The sequence below is a fragment of the Halodurantibacterium daqingense genome, from assembly GCF_042666235.1.
Lineage (GTDB): Bacteria > Pseudomonadota > Alphaproteobacteria > Rhodobacterales > Rhodobacteraceae > Halodurantibacterium > Halodurantibacterium daqingensis.
In genome coordinates, this window is record NZ_JBHTFQ010000005.1 from 104,552 (window position 1) to 129,633 (window position 25,082).

General features: G+C 66.5%; 22 protein-coding genes. 10 read left to right on the forward strand and 12 right to left on the reverse strand.

Annotation, left to right across the window (positions count from 1 at the left end):
- The first annotated feature begins 25 nt into the window (after window positions 1–25).
- Window positions 26–1,300, forward strand: coding sequence for an ABC transporter substrate-binding protein (locus ACFQXB_RS10335; protein ID WP_377403078.1), 1,275 nt, complete (start codon window positions 26–28; stop codon window positions 1,298–1,300).
- A 52-nt stretch (window positions 1,301–1,352) separates the two neighbouring features.
- Entirely contained in the window at window positions 1,353–2,153 is an 801-nt protein-coding gene (locus tag ACFQXB_RS10340) for a phosphodiesterase (RefSeq protein WP_377403080.1), read from the forward strand.
- 125 nt (window positions 2,154–2,278) lie between these two features.
- On the opposite strand, the gene ACFQXB_RS10345 is transcribed toward ACFQXB_RS10340, so the two are convergent.
- From ACFQXB_RS10345 to ACFQXB_RS10360, 4 genes are read right to left on the reverse strand one after another with little or no spacing between them, the layout of a single operon-like run.
- Window positions 2,279–2,929: a Crp/Fnr family transcriptional regulator gene (locus ACFQXB_RS10345; RefSeq protein ID WP_377403082.1), complete on the reverse strand. Its 651-nt coding sequence runs from the start codon at window positions 2,927–2,929 to the stop codon at window positions 2,279–2,281.
- 36 nt (window positions 2,930–2,965) lie between these two features.
- Window positions 2,966–3,934 (reverse strand): thioredoxin-disulfide reductase, encoded by a 969-nt coding sequence (trxB, locus tag ACFQXB_RS10350; protein WP_377403084.1) that lies wholly within the window; start codon window positions 3,932–3,934, stop codon window positions 2,966–2,968.
- 23 nt (window positions 3,935–3,957) lie between these two features.
- Window positions 3,958–4,308 carry a thioredoxin gene (gene trxA / locus ACFQXB_RS10355; RefSeq protein WP_377403086.1) on the reverse strand — a complete coding sequence of 117 codons (351 nt, stop codon included), beginning with the start codon at window positions 4,306–4,308 and terminating at the stop codon, window positions 3,958–3,960.
- Window positions 4,309–4,337: 29 nt separating this feature from the next.
- On the reverse strand, window positions 4,338–4,991 hold the full coding sequence (locus ACFQXB_RS10360) for a DUF4395 domain-containing protein (RefSeq protein ID WP_377403088.1): 654 nt from the start codon (window positions 4,989–4,991) through the stop codon (window positions 4,338–4,340).
- 667 nt (window positions 4,992–5,658) lie between these two features.
- Between ACFQXB_RS10360 and ACFQXB_RS10365 the strand changes: the two genes are divergently transcribed.
- Window positions 5,659–6,336, forward strand: coding sequence for a viral aspartic protease (locus tag ACFQXB_RS10365; RefSeq protein ID WP_377403090.1), 678 nt, complete (start codon window positions 5,659–5,661; stop codon window positions 6,334–6,336).
- Window positions 6,326–7,378 carry a hypothetical protein gene (locus ACFQXB_RS10370; protein WP_377403092.1) on the forward strand — a complete coding sequence of 351 codons (1,053 nt, stop codon included), beginning with the start codon at window positions 6,326–6,328 and terminating at the stop codon, window positions 7,376–7,378. Before ACFQXB_RS10365 ends, ACFQXB_RS10370 begins: the two co-directional genes overlap by 11 nt.
- On the opposite strand, the gene ACFQXB_RS10375 is transcribed toward ACFQXB_RS10370, so the two are convergent.
- The 8 genes from ACFQXB_RS10375 to ACFQXB_RS10410 form a co-directional block, all read right to left on the reverse strand.
- The gene (locus ACFQXB_RS10375) at window positions 7,379–8,686 is read right to left on the reverse strand and encodes a hypothetical protein (protein ID WP_377403094.1); all 1,308 of its coding nucleotides are present in this window, start codon (window positions 8,684–8,686) and stop codon (window positions 7,379–7,381) included.
- Window positions 8,683–9,762 (reverse strand): glycosyl hydrolase family 8, encoded by a 1,080-nt coding sequence (locus ACFQXB_RS10380; protein WP_377403096.1) that lies wholly within the window; start codon window positions 9,760–9,762, stop codon window positions 8,683–8,685. The genes ACFQXB_RS10375 and ACFQXB_RS10380 overlap by 4 nt, the downstream gene beginning before the upstream one ends.
- Entirely contained in the window at window positions 9,759–12,110 is a 2,352-nt protein-coding gene (locus ACFQXB_RS10385) for a cellulose biosynthesis cyclic di-GMP-binding regulatory protein BcsB (protein WP_377403098.1), read from the reverse strand. Before ACFQXB_RS10385 ends, ACFQXB_RS10380 begins: the two co-directional genes overlap by 4 nt.
- Window positions 12,107–14,434 (reverse strand): UDP-forming cellulose synthase catalytic subunit, encoded by a 2,328-nt coding sequence (gene bcsA / locus ACFQXB_RS10390; protein ID WP_377403100.1) that lies wholly within the window; start codon window positions 14,432–14,434, stop codon window positions 12,107–12,109. The genes ACFQXB_RS10385 and bcsA overlap by 4 nt, the downstream gene beginning before the upstream one ends.
- A 40-nt stretch (window positions 14,435–14,474) precedes the next feature.
- Window positions 14,475–14,963, reverse strand: a complete 489-nt coding sequence (locus ACFQXB_RS10395) for a hypothetical protein (RefSeq protein WP_377403102.1) — start codon at window positions 14,961–14,963, stop codon at window positions 14,475–14,477.
- A 565-nt stretch (window positions 14,964–15,528) separates the two neighbouring features.
- The gene (attM, locus tag ACFQXB_RS10400; RefSeq protein ID WP_377403104.1) at window positions 15,529–16,320 is read right to left on the reverse strand and encodes an AttM family quorum-quenching N-acyl homoserine lactonase; all 792 of its coding nucleotides are present in this window, start codon (window positions 16,318–16,320) and stop codon (window positions 15,529–15,531) included.
- A 44-nt stretch (window positions 16,321–16,364) separates the two neighbouring features.
- On the reverse strand, window positions 16,365–17,525 hold the full coding sequence (locus ACFQXB_RS10405; RefSeq protein ID WP_377403106.1) for an iron-containing alcohol dehydrogenase: 1,161 nt from the start codon (window positions 17,523–17,525) through the stop codon (window positions 16,365–16,367).
- 102 nt (window positions 17,526–17,627) lie between these two features.
- Window positions 17,628–19,079, reverse strand: coding sequence for an NAD-dependent succinate-semialdehyde dehydrogenase (locus ACFQXB_RS10410; RefSeq protein ID WP_377403108.1), 1,452 nt, complete (start codon window positions 19,077–19,079; stop codon window positions 17,628–17,630).
- 88 nt (window positions 19,080–19,167) lie between these two features.
- Between ACFQXB_RS10410 and ACFQXB_RS10415 the strand changes: the two genes are divergently transcribed.
- From ACFQXB_RS10415 to ACFQXB_RS10440, 6 genes are all read left to right on the forward strand, one after another.
- A complete protein-coding gene (locus tag ACFQXB_RS10415) occupies window positions 19,168–19,959 on the forward strand; it encodes an IclR family transcriptional regulator (protein WP_377403110.1) in 792 nt (263 codons plus the stop codon).
- A 402-nt stretch (window positions 19,960–20,361) separates the two neighbouring features.
- A complete protein-coding gene (locus ACFQXB_RS10420; protein ID WP_377403112.1) occupies window positions 20,362–21,348 on the forward strand; it encodes a LacI family DNA-binding transcriptional regulator in 987 nt (328 codons plus the stop codon).
- Between the two features lie 55 nt (window positions 21,349–21,403).
- Window positions 21,404–22,429, forward strand: coding sequence for an ABC transporter substrate-binding protein (locus ACFQXB_RS10425; RefSeq protein ID WP_377403114.1), 1,026 nt, complete (start codon window positions 21,404–21,406; stop codon window positions 22,427–22,429).
- 46 nt (window positions 22,430–22,475) lie between these two features.
- Entirely contained in the window at window positions 22,476–23,309 is an 834-nt protein-coding gene (locus tag ACFQXB_RS10430; protein ID WP_377403116.1) for an ABC transporter permease, read from the forward strand.
- Window positions 23,306–24,079, forward strand: a complete 774-nt coding sequence (locus ACFQXB_RS10435) for an ABC transporter permease (protein WP_377403118.1) — start codon at window positions 23,306–23,308, stop codon at window positions 24,077–24,079. The genes ACFQXB_RS10430 and ACFQXB_RS10435 overlap by 4 nt, the downstream gene beginning before the upstream one ends.
- A complete protein-coding gene (locus tag ACFQXB_RS10440; protein ID WP_377403120.1) occupies window positions 24,072–25,082 on the forward strand; it encodes an ABC transporter ATP-binding protein in 1,011 nt (336 codons plus the stop codon). Before ACFQXB_RS10435 ends, ACFQXB_RS10440 begins: the two co-directional genes overlap by 8 nt.

The window sequence follows — 25,082 nt, forward strand, 5'->3', positions numbered from 1 at the left end:
CCTCCCCAACCAACGGAGCCTTTCGATGATCCCGCACCGTCTTGCTGCCGCTGCGCTTGCGCTTGGCCTTCTGCCGGGGGCCGTGGCCGCCCAGGAAGTCACGCTCAACGTGCTTTACAACCTGCCGGGCTTTACCCGCTTTCACCAGCCGATCGCGGAGGAGTTCATGAAGAACAACCCCGATATCCGGATCGAGTTCCTGGCCCCCGCCGTTGCCTATAACGAAGGCCATCAGCAGGTTCTCCGCTCGGCCGTCACCGGCGACATGCCGGATGTGTTCTTCTCGGGCTACCATCTGCTGAGCGAGCTGGTGAACACGCTGGAACCGCGCGGTGAGATCCGTGACCTTGGTCCGCTGGTCGAGGCCGAGGGTGCGAACTGGGTGGACGAAAACTTCACCCCGCAGATGTTCGCGCTGGGACAGGTGAACGGCAAGCAATACGGGCTGCCGGTCAATGCCTCTTCGCCCATCATGTATATCAATGCCGATCTGGTGCGCGAGGCCGGCGGCGACCCGGAGAACATGCCGGACACCTGGGCCGAACTGGTTGCTCTTGCAGCCGACATTCACGCGCTGGATTCACGCTATGCCGGCATGGCCTATGACATCGGCGGCTGGCCGGATGACTGGCTGTGGCAGGCAATGATCTATCAGCAGGGCGGCGACCTGACCGACCCGGAAACCGGCCGCGTGGCGTTTGACGCCGAGATCGGTCTGAACGCACTGCGGCTCATCCGCTCTTTCGTCACGGAGGGCGGGCAGCCGGTGCTGGATTGGGACCAGTCCCGTCAGCAGTTCGGCGCAGGGCTTACCGGGTTCATCTTCTCCACCCCCGCCCATGTCCAGACCATCGAGGAACTGGTGGGTGACCGGTTCGAGCTGCTGACCACCACCTTCCCGCTGGACAACAAGGAAGAGGGCGGCGTGCCGACCGGCGGCAATGCAGCCGTGATCCTGACACAGGATCAGGCCAAACAGGCGGCGGCCTGGGAATATCTGAAATGGGTCACCGGCCCGGAAGCGCAGGACATGATCGTGCGCATCACCGGCTATCTGCCCACCAACAAGCGCGCCACGGGCGAGGAATTCCTCGCGCCCTTCTATGCCGAACATCCCAATGTCGAAACCGCCTCGCACCAGGCCGACCGCTCCCGCCCCTGGGCGGGCTATCCGGGCGGCGATTCCGTGCGCATCTGGCGCACGCAGCGCGACATCATCGCCTCGGTCATGCGCGGCGACATCACGCCGGAAGATGGGCTTGCCCAGATCGTCGAGGCGACGAACAGCCTGATGAACTGACCGACACTGCGGGCGGGGGCTTCGGCCCCTGCCCCTTTTTGCAAGGCAAGACATGAAGATCATCCAGATCACCGACACCCACCTTCTTCCCCCCGGCGGGCGTCTGCACGGGCTTGATCCGGCCGACCAGCTGCGCCGGGCCATCGACCACATCTGCCAGACCGAGGCCGACGCCGATCTTCTGGTGATTACCGGCGATCTTTGCAACGATGGCGATCCCGAAGCCTATGCCCTCCTGCGCGAGATCCTTGCGCCGGTTCCTTTCCCGGTGCGGATGCTGCTGGGCAACCATGACGCCCGCCCTGCCTTCCGCGAGGCCTTTCCCGATCATCCCATCGATGCGGCGGGTTATGTGCAAAGCACGCTTGACAGCCCCCACGGGCGGCTTCTGTTCCTTGACAGCCACGAGCCCGGCCTGATCGGCGGGCGCTATGGCGCGGATCGTCTGGGCTGGCTGCGGACATCGCTTGAGCGCGCGGGGCCGCAGCCCGTCACCGTATTCATCCATCATCCGCCGGTTCCGGACGGGCTGGCGCATTTCGCCTCGATCGGCCTGCATGACGCCGCGCCGCTGATGCAGGTTCTGGCGGCCCATCCGGGCGGCGTGCGTCATATCGTCTTCGGTCATATCCATGTGCCTCTGGCAGGCACCAGCCGCGAGGGCATCGCCTTCAGCTCGGGGCAGGCCATGTCGCATCGCTTCATCACCGCGCCAGCGGATCCGGCGCCCTGGTGGGCCGGGGGCAATCCCTGCTACCGCCTGATCCAGATCGACACTCTCGGCTTCCGCGCCTATGGGGTCGAGGTTGGTCAGCAACCCATTGCCCGCGCCGCCGTCTGCGCGGGGCCCTGAGGCGAGGGCCGAACGGGCCGGTTTCGCCGGCCAAACCTGACGAGCGCGGCGTGCCGCCGGATCGTGGCCGGCAGATCTCGCGACCGTTCCTGTGACGAGCTCAGCCGACGCGGGCTGTCAGGCGTTCAGCACCAGCAATCCGACACCTCCGCTGGCGGCGGCTTGATCACCGTGATTTCGCCGCGGGCAAGGGTCACGTATCCGTTGCGCTCGAACCCTTTCAGCAGCCGGCTTACCACCTCGCGCGCCGTGCCGAGTTCGGCGGCAAGCGCCTGATGGGTGATCCGTGTCGGCCCCTGCCCGGCCCTGTCGCGCAGCCAGTTGGCAAGGCGCTGATCCATCCGCCGGAATGCCACCTGTTCAACCAGCAGCATGAGCGTATCCAGCCGCGCGCTGAAGAACCCCAGGATCTGCCGACGGAACGGTGCCGAGGCGGCCATCAGATCGTCGAACAGGCCGAAGGGCAGGATGATGACCCGGGCGTCCTCTTCAACGATTGCTTCCGCGCGATAGCCTTCGCCCTGCATCAAGGCGCTGAGTGACAGCGGGCAGACATCGCCGTCGGAAATGCGATAAAGCGTGATCTCCTGGCCTGAACAGGCGGTCATCTGAAGCCGGATGCAGCCACCAAGCACCAGCGGCAGGCCCTGGCAGAGGCTGCCCGCCTCGAACACCTTCTGACCGGCGGCCAGATCCAGCCGTCGTGCCTCGCGGCTGATGCGCGCCTGCACGGACGGATCCAGGCCCGCAAGGATCGGATGGATCGGGGTCATCATCACCTGCCGGTTGTCCTTCTGACAGCATATCCGCTATCAGGCAGCGCTGGCGATGTCACGCGTCTGGAGAAAGCGCTCGGCATCCAGCGCGGCCATGCACCCGGTGCCAGCCGAGGTGACTGCCTGACGATAGACGTGGTCGGCCACATCCCCGGCAGCAAAGACCCCGGGGACGCTGGTGGCCGTAGCCTGCCCGTTGCCGGCCTTGCCCACCAAGATATAGCCGTCCTGCATCGCGATTTGTCCCTTGAACATGTCGGTGTTCGGCTTGTGACCGATCGCGATGAAGATCCCCGTCACGTCCAGATCCCGGGTGTTGCCCGTGCGGGTGGCGCGCAGCCGGACGCCGGTCACGCCGCTGTCGTCGCCCAGAACCTCGTCCACCACATGATCCCAGAGCAGCGATATCTGGCCCTCTCGCACCCGTTCGTTCAGGCGATCCTGGAGGATCCTTTCCGCGCGCAGACTGTCGCGGCGATGAACAAGTGTGACATGCGACGCGATATTGGACAGATAGAGCGCCTCTTCCACCGCGGTATTGCCGCCACCCACGACGGCGACCCGCTGATTTCGGTAGAAGAACCCGTCGCATGTGGCACAGCCGGAAACGCCGCGTCCCATGAAGGCCGCCTCCGATGGCAGACCCAGATACTGCGCGCTCGCGCCCGTGGCGATGATCAGCGCGTCACAGGTATACTGCCCTGCATCGCCGTCCAGCCGGAAGGGACGCCGCGACAGGTCGGCGCGGGTGATCTGGTCGAAGACGATCTCGGTCCCGAACCGGACGGCCTGGTCGTGCATCTGCGCCATCAGGTCAGGGCCAAGCAGCCCCGCCGCGCCCCCGGGCCAGTTCTCGACCTCGGTGGTGGTGGTCAGTTGGCCACCCATCTGCGTGCCGCTGAGGATCACGGGGGCAAGATTGGCCCGTGCGGCATAGACGGCAGCAGTATAGCCTGCTGGGCCGGATCCCAGGATCAGAAGCGGGCAATGACGTGTCGTGGTCATGGTGATCTCCTTTTCGGGGTGCGTCAGCGGGAGGTACCGGCCTGGCTGGCCGGGGCGCCGAGGGCCTGGTCCACCCAGGCAGAAAGCGCCTCCTTGCCCATGGCTCCGGATTTCTGGCCGATCGGCGCGCCGTTCCGAAACAGCATCAACGTCGGGACGGCGCGCAACCCATAGCGGCCCGCCACCCGGCGATTGGCATCGACATCGATCTTGACGATATCCAGCCGCGGGCCGCTCTCGTGGGCGAACGCCTCGAGAACCGGGGCGAGCATCTTGCACGGGCCACACCACGGCGCCCAGAAATCGACCAGCACCGGCCGGGGATTACGGGTGACAAACTGGTCGAAGGTGGCGTCATCAAGTGCAGTGATCATCGGTTTCTCCTGTTCCAGAAGTGGTGGCGTCATCGTGCAGTGGCTGCGGTGCGGAGCCCGGGACGCTCGGGCGGGTCCATCCGCGCTATGACCGGTGCGGCGAGGGCGACGAGGGCGATCACTGCGACCATGACCGCCAGATGACCGGCCGTGACATTGGTGCTCGGGTTGCGCCCCGGCAGGCTGCAGGCGCCGCCGGGGCAGAGCTTGGCCTGGCCGGGAAACACCATGTTGTACATCTTGCAGCCGACGCAGATGCCGAAGGCCGTTTCCATGAACAGCAGCGACAGGCAGATCAGGCATGCCGCGAGCACCGCCGGCCCGGCCATGTTGAGGCCGAACACCATGACTGACACGGCCAGGGCAAGTCCAAGCCCCAAAGACCAGGCAAAGCGCTTCTGTGGCGCGCCGGAATACTCGGGCTCCTGATGGCGCACCACCAGTCGCCCCAGAACCAGCGCCGGCGCGTAACGCGGGTTGACCAGCACCCGGATCGCGAATTCGATCAGGAAGGCCAGCACGACAAGGCGCATTGGCGTGAAGTTCCCCATCTGGAAGGCCTGGAAAAAGGCCACGATGGCTACGAGGAACATGATCCCTGCACCAGCGCGCACCTCGCGTTCGTTCAGGACCGGGACGGGATATTCCGGCAGGTGTTCACCGAATTCAAACAGCTTTGCCATCACTCTGCTCCTTCAGCTCGCTGCATCATGAGGCCCTTGTGCCAGCGCAGCTTGCCGGTGTCGGTGACAAAGTCACCGTCGGCGGGCACACGGATCGGTCCGTTCCGGCCAGCGCGGATGCGCGGATGCGCGGGTGACGGACAGCGGCTCCGGACTAGAGGAGCGGCCGCCTCCGGGGTCGCCGCAGCTGCCAAGGCAGGGCGGCAGGCCGAGCACCCATCGGGATGCGACCCTGCCCACAGCCGGGCAGATGCAGGCATGATCGGCGAAATCCGTCGGAAGGCACATCGGGGCGGACGAAGGACAGGCTGGCATAGCCGGGGATCGCGGCACGCCTGCCATTGGGACATCCTGCACATCCCTGTTGCGTCGGGGCCGCAGAGAGGGAGACAGCCGCCCCCAGGTTTCGCGGCAACGCCAGGGCGGCAGATCGCATCAACCGGTTTCATGCACGCTTGAGTATGCGCCCGCACATGATATGACCGTCGTCGGTTTCGCAGGAGCATCCATGACCACCTTCCCGAAATGGCTCGCGGCTGGGACATTCGCCCTTTTGGCCGCGTGCGGCGGCGGATCATCGGAGCCCTCTCTCCCCGAGGGCAGCACCGTCCTGCCTGGTCCCTTTGAAACCTACCGGACGAATCATAACGGATTCGAACGTGTGCGCATGGACCGGTCGCGCCCCGGGGATGCGGGTATCCTGGCCGCCTTCGAGGATGCAGATCCTGCCGACCCGGCCGGATACCGCAACCTGATCGATCTTGCCGAAACCTACGACGGTCGTGTGACGATCGAGGTGATCGCCCAGGTCGATCCTGCGCTTGCGGGCGCTCCCACGCGCCTCTTGCGGCTGACTGCCGATCAGGAACCCTTCCGAAACATTGGCAGGACCGGGCTGGTCACGGCCAGCGGCCAGTATTTCTTCCGCGGGCAGAGCTTTGCCTGGGTGACCATCGATGACGGCCCGCTTCTGTCGGGGCGCCAGGATCAGGGGCTCGAGAACCTCATGCTCGATTTCGACCGCGGCACCGCTGACATCAGCCTGCGTACCGAAGTCTCTGCACGGTCCGAGGTCGAAATCGGCCTGAATGCCCGCGGCCTGCCCTTCAACATCGTGACCGGCCAGTATGGCGGCGCCACCACGATCTTCGTGCGCAATCCCGACCTTGCCGAAAGCTATGACATTCCGGGCTACCTGCGCGGCAATGTCGGCGGCAGCCCCATCTATCAGAACGGAACCCACGGGATGACCACCTCGGGGCTGTTCACTGCGACCGGAACCGATGGCGGACGGCATGTGACGGTGGATGGGGCCTATGTCGGTCGCGACCCGAATGCGCGCTAGCCTTCGGCGCGTTCTGATTGCCCTTCTTGCACTGAGCCTTGCCGGACCTGCCGCCGCCGATGTGTTGCGGCGCCTGCATCTTGCCGAAGCAGCAGCCCCCGAGCGCCTGCGCCTGCGCGTTCAGGGTGCGGCGCTGTCTTCGGGCCAGCTGCCGCCGTTCGCGCTGCCACGGATGCGGGCCGAGATGGTCCGTCAGGGCTATTACTTCACCGGCGGCCCACCGGCCCTTGTCGCGCGCGAGCTTGTGCTTGCGCCGCTTCTGGCATGGGATGGCAACATCAATGGCGGGGTTCTTCAGGACCGCTTTGTCTTTGACGGGCTGGTGTTCGAGGCCGCCCCGGAGGCACGGGCGAAACCGGGACTGGTGGGCGGGGCGCAGGCCTCGGGTATGGCGCGGCTTGCCTGGGATACGGGAAGGCTGATCGACCTGCGCGGCGGGCTTGACCTTGGCTGGTCGCCCGAACACAGGATCAGCCGGGCCGATGCGCGCCTTGGGGTCTGTTCCCAGAACCACCTGACCGGCTGGACCTTCCTCGATCTTTGCGCAAGCGGGGCGCGTTACTGGCGCGATCTGACCGAGGGCACCGCGACCGAGATCTCGGTCGAGGCGGTGCAGATCGTTACCAATGCAGGCTCCGCGCATCAGTTCGGCGCGCGGCTCATCCGGGCCTCGGGCGGCGCGGGCGGGCAGAACCGCCTGGCGCTGTCGGCCGAGTCGGTCTGGTCGCGGCTGGCAACGCGAGGCACGGTCACCCTTGGCGCGCCATCGACCGATCGCACCGTCCTGCGCTATCGGCTGGAGGGGGGTATCACCTGGCTGGCGTTGGGGCGTGCCTTCAGTCTCGACCTTTCACGGCAGGTGCTGGACGGGGGCGCATTTCTTGGCATTCCGCGGCGGGACGAGGTGCATGCGCTTGCGCTCTCGTCCCAGCTGCGCCCGGGGGCCACGCTGCGGATCGGCATTCTGGACAGCAGCTCGACCGCGGGGATCGCGAATTACAGCCAGGTCACGCTGGATCTGCGCCTGACACGCTGGCGCTGATCATTCCAGCGCCGAGAGCGCGCGCCGGGTTTCCGCGGTGGCCAATTCATTGTGCAATCGTGTGAACTCGCGTCGCGCCCGCTCGTGCTGCTGGCTGTTGAAATAGGCATAGGCCCGCAGCACATCCAGATCGCGGCGCAGGGTGCCGGTCAGCGCCTCGATCGCATCGAAGAACTCGATCGCACGGCGATAGTCGCGGCGCTGATAGGCCGCCACGCCGCGCTGATCCAGGATCTGACGCTCCAGATCGACCCGCTGATCACGCGTCAGGTCATGAATGGCGGCGAGCCGTGCGGCGCTGTCGGTCATGCCAAGCTTGAGATAGGCCAATGCAATCCCGTACTGCGCATCGCGACGCTGGGTGGCGTCCAGCCGGCCACGCAGCGCAGCCTCGAACTGGGCGATGGCTTCCATCGGCCGGTCCATGTTGTAGGTCTGCCAGGCCTGCTGATAGATTGCAGTGCCCGACGCGCCCTGCGGCGCGGGGGCTGCCGGGGCCGCAGGCGACACAGGGCGCGGAGCCGGCGCTGTGGGGCCAGAGGCGGTTGCCGATGGCTCGGAAGGTGATGCGGAAGGCGATGCAGGACCGGCGGTCGAAGCGGCCGGCGGTGCATCGCCCAGAAGCCGCGTGCGCACCGGGGCAAGCGGTTCGGCCATCTCGGGCAGGCGCGCCGTCACCTGGGAAAACAGGCTGCGCAGATCCTCTGGCGTGGCAAGGGCGCTGGCCTTTTCCAACGTGGCGATGATGTCTGCACTGTCCACGCAGGCCCCCAGAACCGCGCGATAGGTTCCCAGCGCCACGTCGCTCATCCCGCCCGCCTCTTGCAGTTCGGCGATGCGCCAGGCGTTGTTGATGCGATCGCAGCGCAAGAGGCCCGGGCGCTCCCCCACCAGCGCCAGCGCGCGGCTCAGATCGCCTTCGGACAGGGCGGCGTCCAGAAGAACCTGCCCCTCGCTCGTCGCCAGCAGGTCGAGCATGTCGGCGGGCGGCTCCCAGCCGGGGAAGGCGCTGCGGGCCTCGGCGATGGTTGCGCGCGCTGCATCGAACTGCCGCGCGCCGATCTGGCGATAGATCGTGTCGATCTCGGACCCGGGCGCGGTCTGGCCCAGGCGCGACAGATCCGCGGGCGGCTGCCAGTCGGGGTAAAGGATCTGCAGGCGCTGCAACTCGGCCCGAACCGAGGCCTCGTCCTGCTGCTGATGATAGAAGGTCAGCGCAAGAAGTTCCTGCGGCTCGGGCACGGCCTGGGCCTGCACCGGGCCGGCCAAGGCGGCGACGACAACGGCAAGAAGGGCAGAGCGGGTCATATGGGCACGCACCTCGGATAGGTTGAGATCTGTGCGACAAGCGCCATCAGATGCAGCGTTGCAGGATAATAGGGCTGTCTGCTGTCGAACCGCGGCATGAGCGATCCCACACCGCCTTCGGCGGCGCACCGCGCCAGCTGGGCAACTGCCGCATAGCCGGAATGAGGACTGCGCTCCAGCACCGCACCCGTCTCCAGATCGATCACGGTGGGGATGCCGCGGTCGTCCCGGTCGGCCGTTGCGGCAATGAAGGCCCGCACGGCCGGGCTTTGATCCTGCCCGGACCAGAGCGCGAACAGCGGCACCCGCATGGCCTCGTAGCCCGATACGGGGGAAAAATCGCGCGGTGCCGGGCGCGGACCGGCGGCATCGATCAACACCCAGTCCGGCACCGGCCCCCCGGCGCCGAGGGCGTCAACCAGCAGCACCCCGTCGCGCGCAGCCTGGCCCAGACGCGCCACACCCGTTGCCGCACCCAGCTGCGTCATGGCAAGCGGCATGTAATAGGAGGGGTTGACGACAAGCCCTTCGTCCCGCGCAAAACCGGTTGCTGCCGGCAGGAACAGCAGCCGTCCGCTGCCATCGGGATGTTCGGCGAGGCATGTGCGCGCAAGATCCTGCGCAATCGCCACGGCGCGCTGGCGGAAGGCCGGTTCGTCCGTCAGTTCCGCCGCCAGAACCAGGCCCCAGGCATAGAACAGATCGCCATCGCTGGCATTGTTGCGATCGGTGATCTGCGGCGAGGCCTCGGGCCGCCACCGCCAGGCCAGCAACGCATCCTCGCGCACGGCCAGGTGGTGTTCGGTCCAGCCGATCACTGCGCGACAGGTGGCGGCATCGCCGAACAATGCCGCAAGAACAAGCCCGTAGCCCTGCCCCTCGGAGTGGCTTGCACCGCCCTGGAACCCATCGACCACCCGGCCGTCCGACATCAGGCACAGCGCCTTCCACGCGGCCCAGCTTTCCTGCAACGGGTGCAGTTCATCGCTTATCGCCAGCAGGCTCGGCGGTATTTCGGCCCCGGCGCGGAGGGCGAAGGCCGAGGCCATGAGAGCAAGGCAGGCCCGTCGGTTCATGATCGTCCTCGGCTGTCGCGGGTGGTCAGGATGTAGAATAGGGCCGGAAGTGCTGAAATCACGGCGAGGGACAGCAGCGTCAGCGTGAAAAGCAACGGCGACCACGAGGCGTAGTTGCCCAGAATGGTGCGCAGATTGCCGCCCAGCAGGCTTTCCTCCAGAACCGGCGGCCGGACCGGCGACCAGATCGCCCAGCTTCCGTCCGAGAGCAGCACCGCCGCCTCGCCCGTCGCCGACCGGTTTGCGATGAGCCGGTTCAGAGGTTCGGAAATCTGCTCGACCGAAGTCTGCCGCCCGAGGATCAGCCACAGCGCATCGGGATCATCCGCATCGGGGCGCCACAACAGCGCCTCTCCCTCGCGGGTGGCGAGCCAGTCACGCAGCTCTGCCTCCGCCCCCCGGAAGCCGATCAGCCGCAGCCCATCTGCCTTCCAGGAAGAGATCATGCGCGACAGCTCGTCACCGATGCGCCCGATCACCCCCGCGCTCGCCTCGCGCCCTGGCTCGTCCGAAGGCGAAAGTCGGTAGGCAGGGGCGGTTTGGGCGGGGGCATCGCTCTCGGCCACGGGAAATGTGGGGCTGCGAAACAGCAGCGACTGGATCTGGCCCCGGGTCACGCCCGCTGCCTCGAACGGCAGAAGGTGCAGCTCGTTCAAGCGCGCGAGCGTCAGCGTTACCTGTTCCTGCGGATGGTGCGGCCGGCTCATCCCCGAGGCAAGCCGGATCGCCTCGGCCTGAAGATCGAGATCCGCTGCGGCAGCCGGCGGCACCCCGACATTGCCGGGCATCAGCCCTGCAAGCGGGGTTGCCATGCCGGGCAGAATCATGGCGGGCGCGGTCGGCACCATCAGCGTACTGTCGGCCAGAACAACCAGCATGTCGGTGGTTCGGGCCGGGCAGGCCTCCGTCGCGGGATTGCCCGGGACCATCATCTCGAAGCTCAGCGTGTTGCGCCCCGGGTTGAGCAGGCTTGCATCGAAGCTGACCGGAAGCGGCGGCAGAATCTGTCCGCCCCCCCGATCCAGCGGCAGAAGCCTGACCGTCTGATCATTGACCTTGACCAGCAGGATCGCACCCTCTGGCAGAAGGCGCGCAAAGCCATAGCGCAGGGTCAGGCGCGCCTTCTGGTTCGCGATCAGAAGCCAGTCATCCGGCAGCAGGAACTCGACATCGCGGCGGAAGTAATGGGTATTCCCGATGATATCTTCCCAGCCCAGGTGCGAAAGCGCGGTGGCGCGGCCCGGGACCAGCGCCGGAACGGCATCCGGGTTCGGGCCGGGTGCGGGCAATGCGGTGGCCAGATCGGGCAGGCTGTTGCCGTCATGTTCGATCCGCAGCACGATCGCGCCAGTCGCCCCGCGGCTAAAGCTGACTGCGCTGCGGTCTGACGCGATCAGCGCCACCGCGGCAAAGCGCGGAGGATTGATGTCATAGAACGAGGTCACCCGCAGCCTGCCACGCTGGGCGATGCTGTCGATCACCGCGTCGGATACCTGACGCAGCAGGACGCGGTCAACAGCGTCGTCCATCAGAAGGTCAAGCGTGCCCCGGCTTGCCAGTTCCGCCCGCATCGCGACGGCAAAGCCATCGGCATCGGCCGTGATCGCGTCCTGCGGCAGGCTTGCGCCGCTGTTTCTCAGGTCGATCTCGGTCCAGACGTGAAAACTGGCCTGGGGCCCGCAGGAAATCCGGTGCGGCTGGCGCACCGACAGGGCAATGCTGTTCGCGCCGGCCCGTAGCCCGCTCGCGGGAATGGCGACGGTGGAGAAGTCTCCGAAGCTGCGCAGCGGCACCTCGACCGGGGGAGCGCCGTTGACCGATACCCCGAGTGTGGCGGTGCCGATCAGTACATCGACCCCGGAACGCAACGCCAGATGCAGGTCGGCCGGCGTGGGGCCATATGCCGGAAGGTCCAGTGTCAGCAGGCTGTGCGCAGTTTCCCCCGTCAGGCGCAGGATGCCCTGCGCGGGCAGGCTTTCGCCCATCCGCACCTCGCGCGGCAGACGCGATGCGGCGACCGACAACGGCAGCAGCCAGTCGCCGCCGCCGGACGGGTTTGCAGAGGGGCTCTCGCTCGCGCGGTCCCGCGTGATCCAGGGTTCGGTCGGGGGCGCTTCGGACGTGGCCGAGGGCGGCAGCTGCAACTGAATCAGCGGGCTGTCTCCGGTCGTCGGTGGCGGCGCGGGTAGCGCTTCGTCCACGGTCGCCGGTGCGGCGGTCGCGGCCCCCTCCAGGGTGATGGTGGGCGGAACCGGCTCTTGCGCCCGGACCGGCAGCGCCGCCGTCGCAAGCAGCACAACCAGCAACAGCGCGCCGATGCGGTGACCGGGCCACGGAGAAATCATCATGTGCGTGCGCCCCCGATCAGATTATCCGCCGTCACCGGCGGGCTCTCCTCAAGATACTCCGGCCTGTCGAAATCGGCGCCGAAGGCGACAAGATGCGCTGGTTTCGCATCGGTCTCCTGGCGCTGCGCGAGCCGGCGGCGCCTCGCCGGCTCGCGCAGGAAATCGCGCATTGTTCCGGGAATCGAGGTCACGATCAGCACCAGCACATAGGCAAGCCCAGCGATCAGCCCCTTGCCGGACTGGGTTTCGCTGCGCTGGCGCAGCCAGTTCTCGGACGAACCGAAGATCAGATGCGCCACCGCCTCGCGCATGTCGATGGCCTGATCGGCGACGAACTTCAGATTCAGGATCGTCGCCCCGCTTGCCGCCGTCGAGACCTTGAGCAACGTCGCGCGCACGTCCCGTTCCAGATGTCTTGCATGGGGAAAGAGGGGCCGCAGCACCACCTCGCTGCCCGAAGACGGCAGCCGCGCGGGCGCCGTTCCTGGCGCGCCGGCGATTTCCAGTGCAACCCCGCTGGTCGAGGCGTCGATGACCGTGACCGGGACCGGCGCGGGCGCGCCCTCCCATCCCAGCGCCCCCGGTTCGCGCATGTCCACGCGCGGCGCGGCGCGGCGCTGCTGCTTTTCCGACACCGCCCGCAGCGCAATGCTGACCAGCAGCATGTTGAGCACTGCCCAGATCCCCACCACCAGCAGCACGCTCCGGTCACCCGGGAAGGCGAACCAGCGCAGGATCAGCGCCACCACCCCCGCCACCGTCAGCCCGAACACGATCAGCAGCGGCCTGTAGATGGGCGAAATGTAATCCTCGGCCAGCGTTTCGTCCTTGGCCGTTACCTTGAACGTGGCGCCGCGCGGCCGCAGAACGGTGCGGATGATCGCCCCGGCCAGATAAGGCGCCTGCGCGATCTCGTAGATCTCGGAGATGAAGGGCCACCGGTGGCGGGAAAACAGCGCGTTCTGCACCAGCAGCACGACGGCCATGTAGCTCAGGACATAGGCGGCGGCCTCGCGCCAAGTGGTGACGAAGATCTCGAACCCGAAGAACAGGTAGGTGAGCGGCGCGATCAGATAGGCCAGCCGGACCAGCGGGAACAGCCAGAACGCCATCGAGTTGACATAGCACAGGCGCTGCAACGGGCTCAGGCCCTTGCGCATCAGCGGGTTCTTCAGGATCAGCATCTGCATCATCCCCGAGGCCCAGCGGCCGCGCTGCTGGATGAACGAGGCGAAGGTTTCCGGCTGCAGACCCGCGATCATCGCCCGGTCCAGATAGAGGCTGCGCCATCCTTTCGAATGGACCTCAAGCGCGGTCTCGGCATCCTCGGTGATTGTCTCGCCGGCAAATCCGCCCACGCTGTCCAGAGCCTTGCGCCGCAGCACCGCCGCCGAGCCGCAGAAGAACGCGCCGCCCCAGCGGTCAAGGCCCGGATGGATCTTGCCATAGAACATCTCGTTCTCGGGGGGGCATTTCAGGCCGAGGTTGCGTTCGATCGGGTCGCGGTTGATGAAGAAATGCGGTGTCTGGACCAGAAACAGCCGTGGGTCGTGCCGGAAGTATCCCACCGTACGTGCCAGAAAATCACGTGAGGGCACGTGATCCGCGTCGAAAACCACGACAAGCTCGCCGTCCAGCCGCTCAAGCGCGGCGCTCATGTTGCCGGCCTTGGCACGCTCGTTGCGTGCGCGCGTGAAATAGATGACACCCAGATCACTGCATAGCTGCTGCAACTGGCGCCGGCGGTCCTGCGCCGCGGCGGCCAACTCGGGATCGGCGGCGTTGCAGCGTTGATCGGTGCCGCCGTCGTCACACAGCACCACCCGTCGCAGCCGGGCGGGATAGATCATGTTCTTGGCCGCGGACAGCGTGATCGACAGCATCTCGACCGGTTCGTTGAACGACGGCACGAGAATATCGACCGTCGGCAGATCCTCGGGCTGCACCTGCGGCGGCAGGTCACGCACCACCGGGTCGGCCGTGATGAAGGCATTGAGAAAGAAAACCATGATCGAATAGGTCTCGGTCAGCAGCAGCAGCACCGCCAGCACGAAGGACATGGTCAGATCCGCATCCGGCAATGTCGCCGTCACGCGCCAGATCAGATAGCGCAGGACGATGATGCTCGCGATGCTCAGCAGGGCGACGCGGGCGACGACATGGGCCGTGAAGGGCTTGAGGATCGCAACCAGCAGCACGGCGCTCAGCCCCAGCAGCGCCTGAGCCGCATTCGACGTGGGCACCGAGGCGAGGATGAACACCGGCACGAGGGCCAGAAGCCAGAGCGGCAGGATCCAGCGCGGGAAGGATCTGTCTGTGGTCATATGCAAGGCTTTCCGGGTTGGGATCAGGGCGGCGTCAGGATCAGCGCAGGTCAGGCGCTGCGAGCGGAGAGAGAACCCGCGTTTCGCCGGCAGACACCCCCGGCAGCGGCTGCGTGCTGACGCTGCCCTCCAGCAAGGGCCGGATTGCATCCTGCGCGGTTCCGCGAACGCAATTGCGCAACAGGATATCCATCACCGTGGCTTCGCCCGGCAACAGGCGCTGTGCCGCGTGTACTCGCCGCACGCCCAGCACGCAGACCGTATCGTCGCCGATCCGGCGCTCGGCCCAGAAAAACCGGCCGAGGCCGTCCTCGTTGGTGACCAGATCCCCTGAACGCAGGCCGACGAAGGGCGCAGGCGCACCGCCTGCCCACCGGATGAAGTCTTCATAGACGAACCGCCCGGCGCTGCCGGGCAGGTTCTGCGCGCGCATGATGATGACGTTCTCGCCGGGAACGCCCGATCGATTCTGTAGCGCCACCCGCTGCTCGGCCTCGCCACGCAGGCCGCGTTGCAGCACCAGCACCATGTGGGGCGCGTTGATCCAGCTTTGCGAAACGGAGACCGGGACGAAAGGGGTCTGGTCGCGTATTTCGGCCGAGGAAAGAAGCAATGTCGCGGGAATCGGGTTGCAGGCCACCGCCCCGAGTCCGATCGCCGGGATCAGCAGAATCCGGAAAAGGCCGGCGCCACGCGCACGAAAACGGGAAAAACCATACCACATGGAAGCACCTCGACAATTACGGCAGCCATATACCAGAAAGAAATTGGTTAATACCTTTGCGCAGCGAATGGGTCGCTTAGGAATGGCAAGCTGTTGCGTTCCGGTCATGATCGGGACGGCGGAGTCTTGATGAGCTTTCGGAATCGTTGCGCTGCCCCTTTAGGCGGCTCTCGGTGTTCCGACGCGCGGGTGCTGCGGGGGGAACGGACTGATCGTGGGACCGGGCAGCGATCTGCATCCTGTCATTCCGCGCGGCGGTGACATGACGGCGCCCTGCGGCCGGATCCAGGCCGCAGGGCGGAGAAGCGCCAGCCGGCGCAGACGGGCCATCGGCCGGAACGCGCCGAATGCGCGCCCGCCGGGCAGGGCCTCAGGCGTAGTAGTCCGGCGCCTTCCGGAAGGCCTTCCAGCCGGCGGGGTCATGGCCGGTGACGACCATTGCGCCGGTCTTTTCCGCCAGCGCACGCATCTTCTGCACCGACCGCACCGTGTCGGTCGTCGAGGCAAGAAAGCCCGGAAGCGATTTCTCGTTCCAGTGATCGGTCGTGTAGGCCGCATCCACCGTCAGCAGGATCGGGCCGCTTTCCGGCAGACGCACCAGGAACGACTGGTGGCCCGGCGCATGGCCCGGGGTAAACACCGTGGTCAGGGTGCCGTCGCCATAGATGTCGTAGAAATCATCCTGAGTTCCGTTCAGGAACTGCCATTTCAGGCCCGGCCGGTCGAAATCCTTGCGAATATAGCCGCCCGCCGCGAACCAGTCCGGCGTGAAGGCATATTCGTATTCCGACCGCTGCACGACATGGGTCGCATTCGGAAACCGGCCCACGGCGCCGGTGTGGTCCAGATGCAGATGCGACTGGACGACATATTTCACATCCTCGGGGCGGATGCCGAGCCGCTCGAGCTGCGCCACGCAGCCTTCAGAGGCGTCCATCACCGGATAATAGACATCGCAGACCCCACCCCAATGGCCGCGCGGATCGGTCGCCACCTCGACCGCATTGCCGCCATCGATGATCGTATGTCCCTTGGGATGGGTGATGAGGTAGAAGGGAACCGGAATCTCGTAATCGGCACCGGCGCCTTCGTTCATCTTGATATTGTGGACCTTGCACTTCAGAGAGCCGCTCTGAAGCATGTAAAGACGGATATCGGTCATGGTTCCTCCTCTTGCGTGTGGTGTAACGGGTGTGCCGGGCCGGATCAGTAGGCTTCGCGGTAAAGTTCCAGTGCATCCTCCTCGGTCACCTCGACGGGGTTGTTGACCAGAAGACGGGTCTGCTTCATCGCGTCGCGCGCCAGCATGGCAAGGCTGTTGTCGGTGACGCCCACGTCGCGCAGACGGCGCGGCGCGCCGCTGTCATCCATCAGCTGCTGCATGAAGGCGACGAACTGCGCGGATCGTGCCTCGGCGTCGCCGGTGCCCGGGGCGCCCACCACATCGGCCAGCTCGGCATAAAGCGGCGCCGCCACCTTGGCGTTGAAGCGCAGGACCGGACCCAGCATCAGCGCATTGGTAAGGCCGTGCGGCAGGTGGTAATGCCCGCCCAGCGGATAGGCCAGCGCATGAACCGCCGCGACCGGCGCATTGGAAAAGGCCTGGCCCGCCAGCATCGCGCCCAGCAGCATGTTTTCCCGCGCCGTGCGGTCAGTGCCATCCGTGCAGGCCGCGATCAGACTGGCAGACAGGAGGCGCAGCGCCTCGCGCGCCAGCGCGTCAGAGAGGGGGTTCTTGCGGAACTTCGACGTATAGGCCTCGATCGCATGAACCATGGCGTCGATACCGGTTGCGGCAGTATGCACAGCGGGCAGCCCAAGGGTCAGCGCGGCATCCAGCAGCACGAAATCGGCATAGAGCTGCGCCGAGACCACCCCCATCTTCGTCGTCTCGCCGGTGGTGATGATCGAGATGTTGGTCACCTCGGATCCGGTGCCGGCGGTGGTCGGGATCAATGCCATCGGCACACGCGCGCCCGCAACCTTGTCAATGCCATACATCTCGGCCAGCGGCTGGGTGGATTGCACCTGCACCGCGGCAAGCTTGGCGATATCCAGCGACGATCCCCCGCCCAGCCCGATCACGATATCCGCACCGTGGTCGCGGGCCACCGCGACACAGGCCTCGACGACGGCTTCCGGCGGATCGGCGACCACATCACTGAAAAGCGCGACGACAAAGCCCGCCTCGGCAAGCGATGCCTGCACCGGCGCGATCAGCCCGGCCGCGATCAGGCCCTGGTCGGTGACCAGCAACGCGCGCCGGGCGGAAAAGCGTTCGCCAAGCAACTCGCCCAGCCGCCGCGCCCCGTCCCATTCCACATGGATGCGGGGTGGTGTGACAAAGCTGAAGGGGGTCAGGGTCATGATGTCTCCTCCTGTTACGGGTCTATCGCCGCGGTCTGGGCGGCGGCTCGCGGGCTTCGGCATGGGTGGGTGCCTGGTCTTCTCGCGAGGGTTGCGGCCAGGTCATCCGATATCGGTGCAAAGGTATTTCAGCTCGAGATACTCATCGATTCCATAGCGCGAGCCCTCGCGCCCCAGCCCCGATTGCTTGATCCCGCCGAATGGCGCGACCTCGTTCGAGATCAGCCCGGTGTTGTGGCCGACCATGCCGTATTCCAGCGCCTCGGCCACACGCCAGGCACGGCGCGCACTCTCGGTATAAAAATAGGCGGCAAGGCCGAAAACAGTGTCATTGGCCATCTGCACGGCCTCGGCCTCGGTCTCGAAGCGGAACAGCGGCGCAACCGGGCCGAAGGTTTCCTCCTGCGCGATGCGCATGGCCTGGGTGACCCCGGTCAGGATTGTCGGCTCGTAGAACGTTCCGCCACGCGCCGCGCGCCGTCCGCCCAGCCGGATGGTCGCGCCACCGGCAAGGGCATCCGCGACGTGATGCTCCACCTTCGCCAGCGCGTCGGCGTCGATCAACGGGCCAATCGCCACATCCGGCGCGGTGCCGGGGCCGACCTTGAGTTCGGCGACGCGGGCAGCAAGCTTTTCTGCAAAGGCATCATGAACGCCAGCCTGCACATAGATCCGGTTGGCACAGACGCAGGTCTGGCCGGCGTTGCGGTATTTCGACTGCATCGCCCCTTCGACCGCGCGGTCAAGGTCGGCATCGTCAAACACGATGAAGGGTGCGTTGCCGCCCAGTTCCAGGCTCAGCTTCTTGATGGTCGGTGCCGACTGCGCCATGAGAATTCGCCCCACTTCGGTCGAGCCGGTGAAGGACAGCTTGCGCACCACATCGGATCCGGTCAGCACGGCGCCGATCTCTCGCGCATCGCCGGTGATGACCTGCAGCACGCCAGCAGGAATGCCCGCCCGTTGCGCAAGAACGGCAAGGGCCAGCGCGGTCAGCGGCGTCTGCTCGGCCGGCTTGACGATCATCGTGCAGCCAGCCGCCAGCGCCGGGGCCACCTTGCGGGTGATCATCGCTGCGGGAAAGTTCCAGGGCGTGATCGCCGCCGTCACCCCGATCGGCTGGCGCATCACCACCAGACGCTTGTCGGCCTGCGGCGCCGGGATCAGGTCGCCGTACACCCGCTTGGCCTCTTCCGCGAACCATTCGATGAACGAGGCCGCATAAAGGACCTCGCCCCGGGCCTCGGCAAGGGGCTTGCCCTGTTCTGCGGTCATCACCGCCGCAAGATCATCGGCATGGGCCAGGATCAGATCGAACCAACGGCGCAGAAGGGCCGAGCGCTCCTTGGCGGGGCGGGCTGCCCAGGCCGGAAACGCCGCTGCGGCTGCCGAGATCGCCTGTTCCGTTTCAGCCGCCCCAAGCGCGGGCACGGCCGCGATCACGGCGCCGTCGGCGGGATCGGTTACCGCAAGCGTCGCGCCCTGTCCCGAGATCCAGGCCCCGTCGATGAGACAGGCAGAGCGCAGGAGTTCGGGATCTTCCAGGTTCAGCATCTGCCCTCCAGTTCACTATATTGAACCGTAATTCGATATGTTGTACAGCATAGAAGATTCGTTTCATGCACGTCAAGCGAGAGCACCGATGTCTTCCCCTCTTCCTGCATCCACCGGGGCGACCAGCGTACCGGCTCTGCGTCGTGCGGTCGCGATCCTCGATCATCTTGCCGGCACGTCCGATGCCCCCAGCATGGCCGAGATTGCCCGCGCCCTTGGCCTGCCGAAAAGCACCGCCCACGGGCTGATCCTGGCGATGGAGGAAATCGGACTCGTCAAGCGCATGCCGGGCGCAGGGTTCCGCATCGGCACGCATCCGCTCCGGTGGGCCGCGGGCTTTCTGTCGCAGACGGATCTGGTGACAAGCTTCAACACCTATTTCGCGCGGGAACGCGACCTCGCGCGCTTCACCGTGACAATGACCGTGCTCGAGGGTGCCGAGGTGATCTATATCGCCTGTGCGCCGGCCGATCAGCCCCTGGGCGTGACCTTCCGGATCGGCATGCGCCTGCCGGCGCCCTTCACGGCGACCGGACTGGCACTGCTGGCCGCCCGCAGCGACGATGAGGTATGCCGGCGTCTGGAACAGGGCTTTCCCGCCCCGCTGACCGAGAACAGCCTGCGGAGCCTGCCCGATCTTCTGGCCGAGGTTGAGCGGACCCGCGCGCGCGGCTTTTCCATCGACGATGGACAGGTGCGACAGGGGATGATCTGCCTGGGCACTGTGCTGCGCAACCACGCGGACGAGGTGGTCGCCGGCATCGCCCTGTCACTGACCCGCCCCGAAGCCACCCCCGAGGTGATCGAGGCGCTCGGCGCTACCCTGGTCGCAGCCGGTCGGGATATTTCCGGTCAACTGGGTCACGACCCCACTGCGTGATCACGCCCGCACGCCGGGGATGGCCGCCTTGTGACCGACGGTCTGCGGGAGGTTTGAAACACGGCCGGTGCCGCCGAGGGGATCCCGGCGGGGGCGTTTCAGGCCGCGGCGCCCCGCCCGTGTTTCGAAAGTCGCCATCGAACCTGCGGCCGTGGCCGCTCGTCTCCGGACCCGCTCCCCTTGCGAGTGCCGCCTGCCCGCCTGAGGACGAGAATCGCCTCTCCGACAGCGTGAGGCGGGGAAGCGATCGTGCCCGAAGTCTGGGCGTAACCAGCCGCAACCATGCCCGAAAACACGCCACTCGCAGTTTTCTGGCGGCAGAGGCATTTTCTGGCTTGCGTTGAGCCTGAGAGTGATTAATCGAGAAATCAGCTCTGGTATCACGTGTAATCATCCAAAACCATGTCCGACACCCGCCCGAACTCGATGCAGCAGATCGCCGATGCGCTTGGCGTATCGCGCGCGACCGTATCGAACGCACTGCGGGGCACGGGCCGGGTGGGGCGCGATCTGGCCGAACGCATCCGGGCCGAGGCCGCGCGGAGCGGCTATGTGCCCAGCCATGCGGGGCGGTCACTGCGCACCGGCAAAAGTGCGAATATCGGCCTTGTGGTGCCTGATTTCGCGATGCCGCTCTTTCCCGTCTTTGCGCAGGCGTTCGAGCGCGCGGCCAAGCGGCGCGGCATGGCGATCATGGTCGCCGACAGCATGGGCGCCGCCGAGACCCAGCGCGAGGAGATCCGCAACATCGTCGCGCGCGGTGTGGACGGGCTGGTGGTGATCCCGCTGCGCGGATCGAACCTTGCCGATCTGGCGCTGCCCGTCCCGATGGCAGTGGTGGACAGCGCCGCCAACCCGCTCAACGCCGCGTCCTGCGATCATCGCGACGGCGGGCGGCAGGTGGCGCGGCATCTGGCGGATCTGGGCCACCGGCGCGTCGTCATCCTGGTCAGCGCCGAGGAATCGACCGTCAGCGCCGAACGCCAGCGCGGCATGGAAGAGGTGTTCCGTATCCGCGACGTCCGCTGGAAGGTGGTGGCGCTGCGCCCGGATTTCGACAGCGTGCATGACTGGGCCATGGGCGCCGACCTGACCGGCGATCTGGGGGGCGCGACCGCCTGTGCCGCTGCCTATGACGCGGCCGCCGTGGGCTTTGCGGCCGCCATGGCTGCGCGGGGCTTGCGCGTGCCGCAGGATATCTCGATCACGGGGTTCGACGATCTGATCTGGGGCCGCATCCTGTCGCCCGCCCTGACCACCGTGCGGCAGGATCTGGCCGCCATTGCCGAACAGGCGCTGGCCGTGCTGGCCGACGGCGCCGCACCGGGCCGGATCTTTCCGGTCACGCTGGTCGCGCGCGGGTCGAGCGGTCCGGCGCCCCATTCATGAAACTCACCCAGAACAGGCCCAGGACCGGCCCACAACAGGAAGGACAACACGAGAGATGACACGCCGACTGTTTTCCACCGCCGCAGCCCTTGCGCTTGGCGCGGCCACACCCGCGCTGGCGCAGGTGCCGACGCTGACCATTTCCGTCTACGGGATCGCGCAGGACGAATACAAGGCCGCGCTTTACGACCCGTTCGAGGCGATCTGCGGCTGCCGTCTGGTGGTCGAGACCGGGAACAGCTCCGAACGGCTGGCCAAGCTTGAGGCGAACCGCTCAGCCCCCGTGATCGATGTCGCGGCGCTTTCGGATGCCGATGCGGCCGAGGCCGCGCAAAAGGGCCTGATCCAGCCGATCGACCCCGCCGCGATCACCAATCTCGAGAGCCTTTACGACTTTGCCCGCGATCCGGTCGGCGGCAACCATGCCATCGGCTACACGTTCTATGGCACCTCGATCGTCTATCGGTCCGACGAGGTGAGCGTGGACAGCTGGCTCGACCTGTTCAGCGATGAACTGCGCGGCCGTGTGGCGCTGCCGAACATCACCACGACCCAAGGCCCGCTGGCGCTTTACATGATCGAGCGCGCGGCAGGCGGCGAGAGCGACGATTTCGAGACCGCCATCGCCATGGTGGCCGAGCATCGTGACGACATCGTGACCTTTTACGAGCGCGGATCGCAGATCCCGCAGCTTTTGCAGCAAGAGGAAATCCTCGCCGCCGTCGTTGGCCGGTTCGGCTGGTCGAACATCCTGCGCACGGGCCTGCCCGTCGCCTGGGCGGAACCGGCCGAGGGCCAGACCGGCGGCATGAACGTCCTGACCGTGGTCGAAGGAACTGAGCAGGCCGAGCTTGCGCATCAGTTCATCGACTTCTGGCTCTCGGCCGAGGTGCAGACCCGTCTGGCCGAGGGCCTGATCGACAGCCCGGTCAACACCACCGTCACCGTGTCCGAGGACATCGCCGAGGGGCTGACCTATGGCGCGGAGACGGCGGCGGCGATCAGCTTCATCCCGCCGGCGGTGCAGCTGGAACATCGCAACGCCTGGATCGAGGGCTGGAACAACAACGTCGCCCGCTGAAGGCGCATGGGCCGGGCCTTGTGTCCGGCCCGCAAGGGAACACGCCATGTTCGAGAACCGACGCATCGGCCTTGCGCTGATCGCCCCGGCGACGCTTTTCGTCCTGCTGGGCTTCATTCTGCCGGTGCTGGTGCTGCTGGCCGGCGCCTTTCGCGCTGATGGCGCCTGGACGCTGGCCAATTACATCGACTTCTTTTCCCGCCCCCTGAACCAGGAGGTGTTCCTGCGCACGCTGCGGCTGGGCTTCTGGGTCACGGCGGTGTCGGCGGTGATCGGCTATGGTGTCGCGCTCGCGGTGGTAGAGGCCGGGCCGCGCGCCAAGGGCCGGCTGGTGGCGCTGCTGGTCCTGCCGCTGATGATCTCGCCCGTGGCGCGGACCTATGCCTGGCTGGTGATCCTGGGGCGGACGGGGTTCGTGAACGTGGCGCTGGGATGGGTCGGGCTGACGGATGAGCCGATCCGGTTCCTGTTCACTGAAACCGCGGTCTTCATCGGGCTGATACAGCTGTTCTTTCCGCTGATGGTGCTGCCGCTGATCTCGTCGCTGGAAAACCTGCCGCGCGACGTGGTGCCGGCGGCGCGGGTGCTCGGCGCCTCGTGGTTTTCCGTGTTCTTCAAGGTGATCCTGCCGCTGACCCGCGAAGGGCTGGTGGTGGGTGGCACGCTGGTCTTTGTGGGCTCGCTGACCGCCTATGTCACGCCGGCGATCCTGGGCGGATCGAAGGTCCTGATGCTGGAAACCTTGCTTTATCAGCGCGTGGCAGTGGCGAATGACTATGCCTCGGCCGCGGTGATCGCGGTGATCCTGATCGTGATGAGCGTGGCCGCGAACATCCTGTTGCGCCGCCTCGCGTCCGTGAAACGGAGGAGAACGGCATGAAGGCCGCGGGACATCTTCTTCTGGCGCTGGTGCTGCTGTTTCTGATCGGCCCCTTCGTCATCATCTGCATGGCCGGGCTTTCGGCCGGCGAGGCGCTTTCCTTCCCGCCGCAGGGCTGGTCGCTGCGCTGGGTCGCGCGGGTGTTCGAGATCCAGAGCTTCCGCGCCTCGTTCACGCTGTCGATGGTGCTGGCGGTGGGGGCGACGCTGCTCGCGCTCGTGCTGGGCGTGCCCGCGGCCTATGCGCTGGAACGCTACAACCCCCCGGGGGCCGAGGCGATCCGGTCCGTCGTGACCGCCCCCATCGTCGTGCCGGGGATCATCGTGGGCCTTGCGCTGCTGCGCCATCTGGTGATCCCGACGGGGATGACGGTGACGGTTGCGCTCTTTCTGGGCCACACCGCGCTTCTGGTGCCATATGCGGTGCGGGTGGTCTCGGCCAGCCTTGTGAACCTGCGCCCCGATATCGAAGAGGCCGCCGTGATGCTGGGCGCCAGCCGGGCCGGTGCCTTTTTCCGCATCGTGCTGCCAAATATCCGCAACGGGATCATGGCGGCCTTCATCATCGGCTTCATCACCTCGTTCAATCAGGTGCCTGTGTCGCTGTTCCTGACCGGGCCGGGCATCACCACCCTGCCCATCGAAATGATGTTCTACATGGAATTCAACTACGATCCCTCCATCGCGGCGCTGTCGGGCCTTCTGGCGCTGATGACGCTTGCCGTCGTGATGGTTGCGGAACGGCTCCTGGGGCTTTCACGCTATGTCTGACGCTTTCCTGACCCTTGACGACCTGACGCTGCGCTATGGGCGCACTGTCGCGGTAGACCGGCTGAACTTCGGCCTGAAGGCCGGAGAGCTTGTGGCCCTGCTCGGCCCCTCGGGCTGCGGCAAGACGACGACGATGCGTGCCATCGCCGGGCTGATGAAACCTGCGGGTGGGCGCATCGTTCTGGACGGGCGCGACATCACCCATGTGGCGCCGAACCGGCGCGGCGTGGGCCTTGTGTTCCAGTCCTATGCGCTGTTCCCGCATCTGACGGTCTATGAGAATGTGGCCTTCGGGCTGCGGCTCGCGCGCGTTCCGGCGGCGGATCTGAAACGGCGGGTCGAGGCGGCGCTGGTCTCGGTCGGGCTTGCGGCCTTTGCCGGGCGCCAGCCGCGCGAATTGTCGGGCGGGCAGCAACAGCGGGTGGCGCTGGCGCGGTCGATCGTGGTGGAACCCAAGCTTTTGCTGCTGGACGAACCGCTCTCGAACCTCGACGCGCGGCTGCGTCTGGAAATGCGCTCGGAACTGTCGCGGCTGCAGCGCGACCTGGGCATCACCATGGTCTATGTGACCCATGACCAGGCCGAGGCGCTGGCGCTTGCCGACCGGATCATCGTCATGCGCGACGGGCTGATCGAACAGACCGGCACCCCCGAGGAAATCTATGAACGCCCCGTATCGGCCTTCGTCGCGCGCTTCATCGGGTTCGAGAATACGTTTGAGCTGACGGACGGCAAGCTGGCGGGGCGGCTCGATCCCGGCTTCGATGCGGGCGGGGCGGCGGCGCTGGCCTGGCGGCCGCAGGCGGTGGTGCTGGGCGAAGGGCCGCATCGGGGGCAGGTGATCGGCGCCTCCTATCTGGGGCAGATGGTCGAATACCTGCTGTCCACCCCCTTGGGCGAGATCAAGGCCGAGGCCCCGGCCAGCGCGCCGCGTCATGCGATGGGCACCGGGATCGCCTTCGACCTGCCGCAGCACAGCGCCGTCGCGCTGCAACGGGCCTGA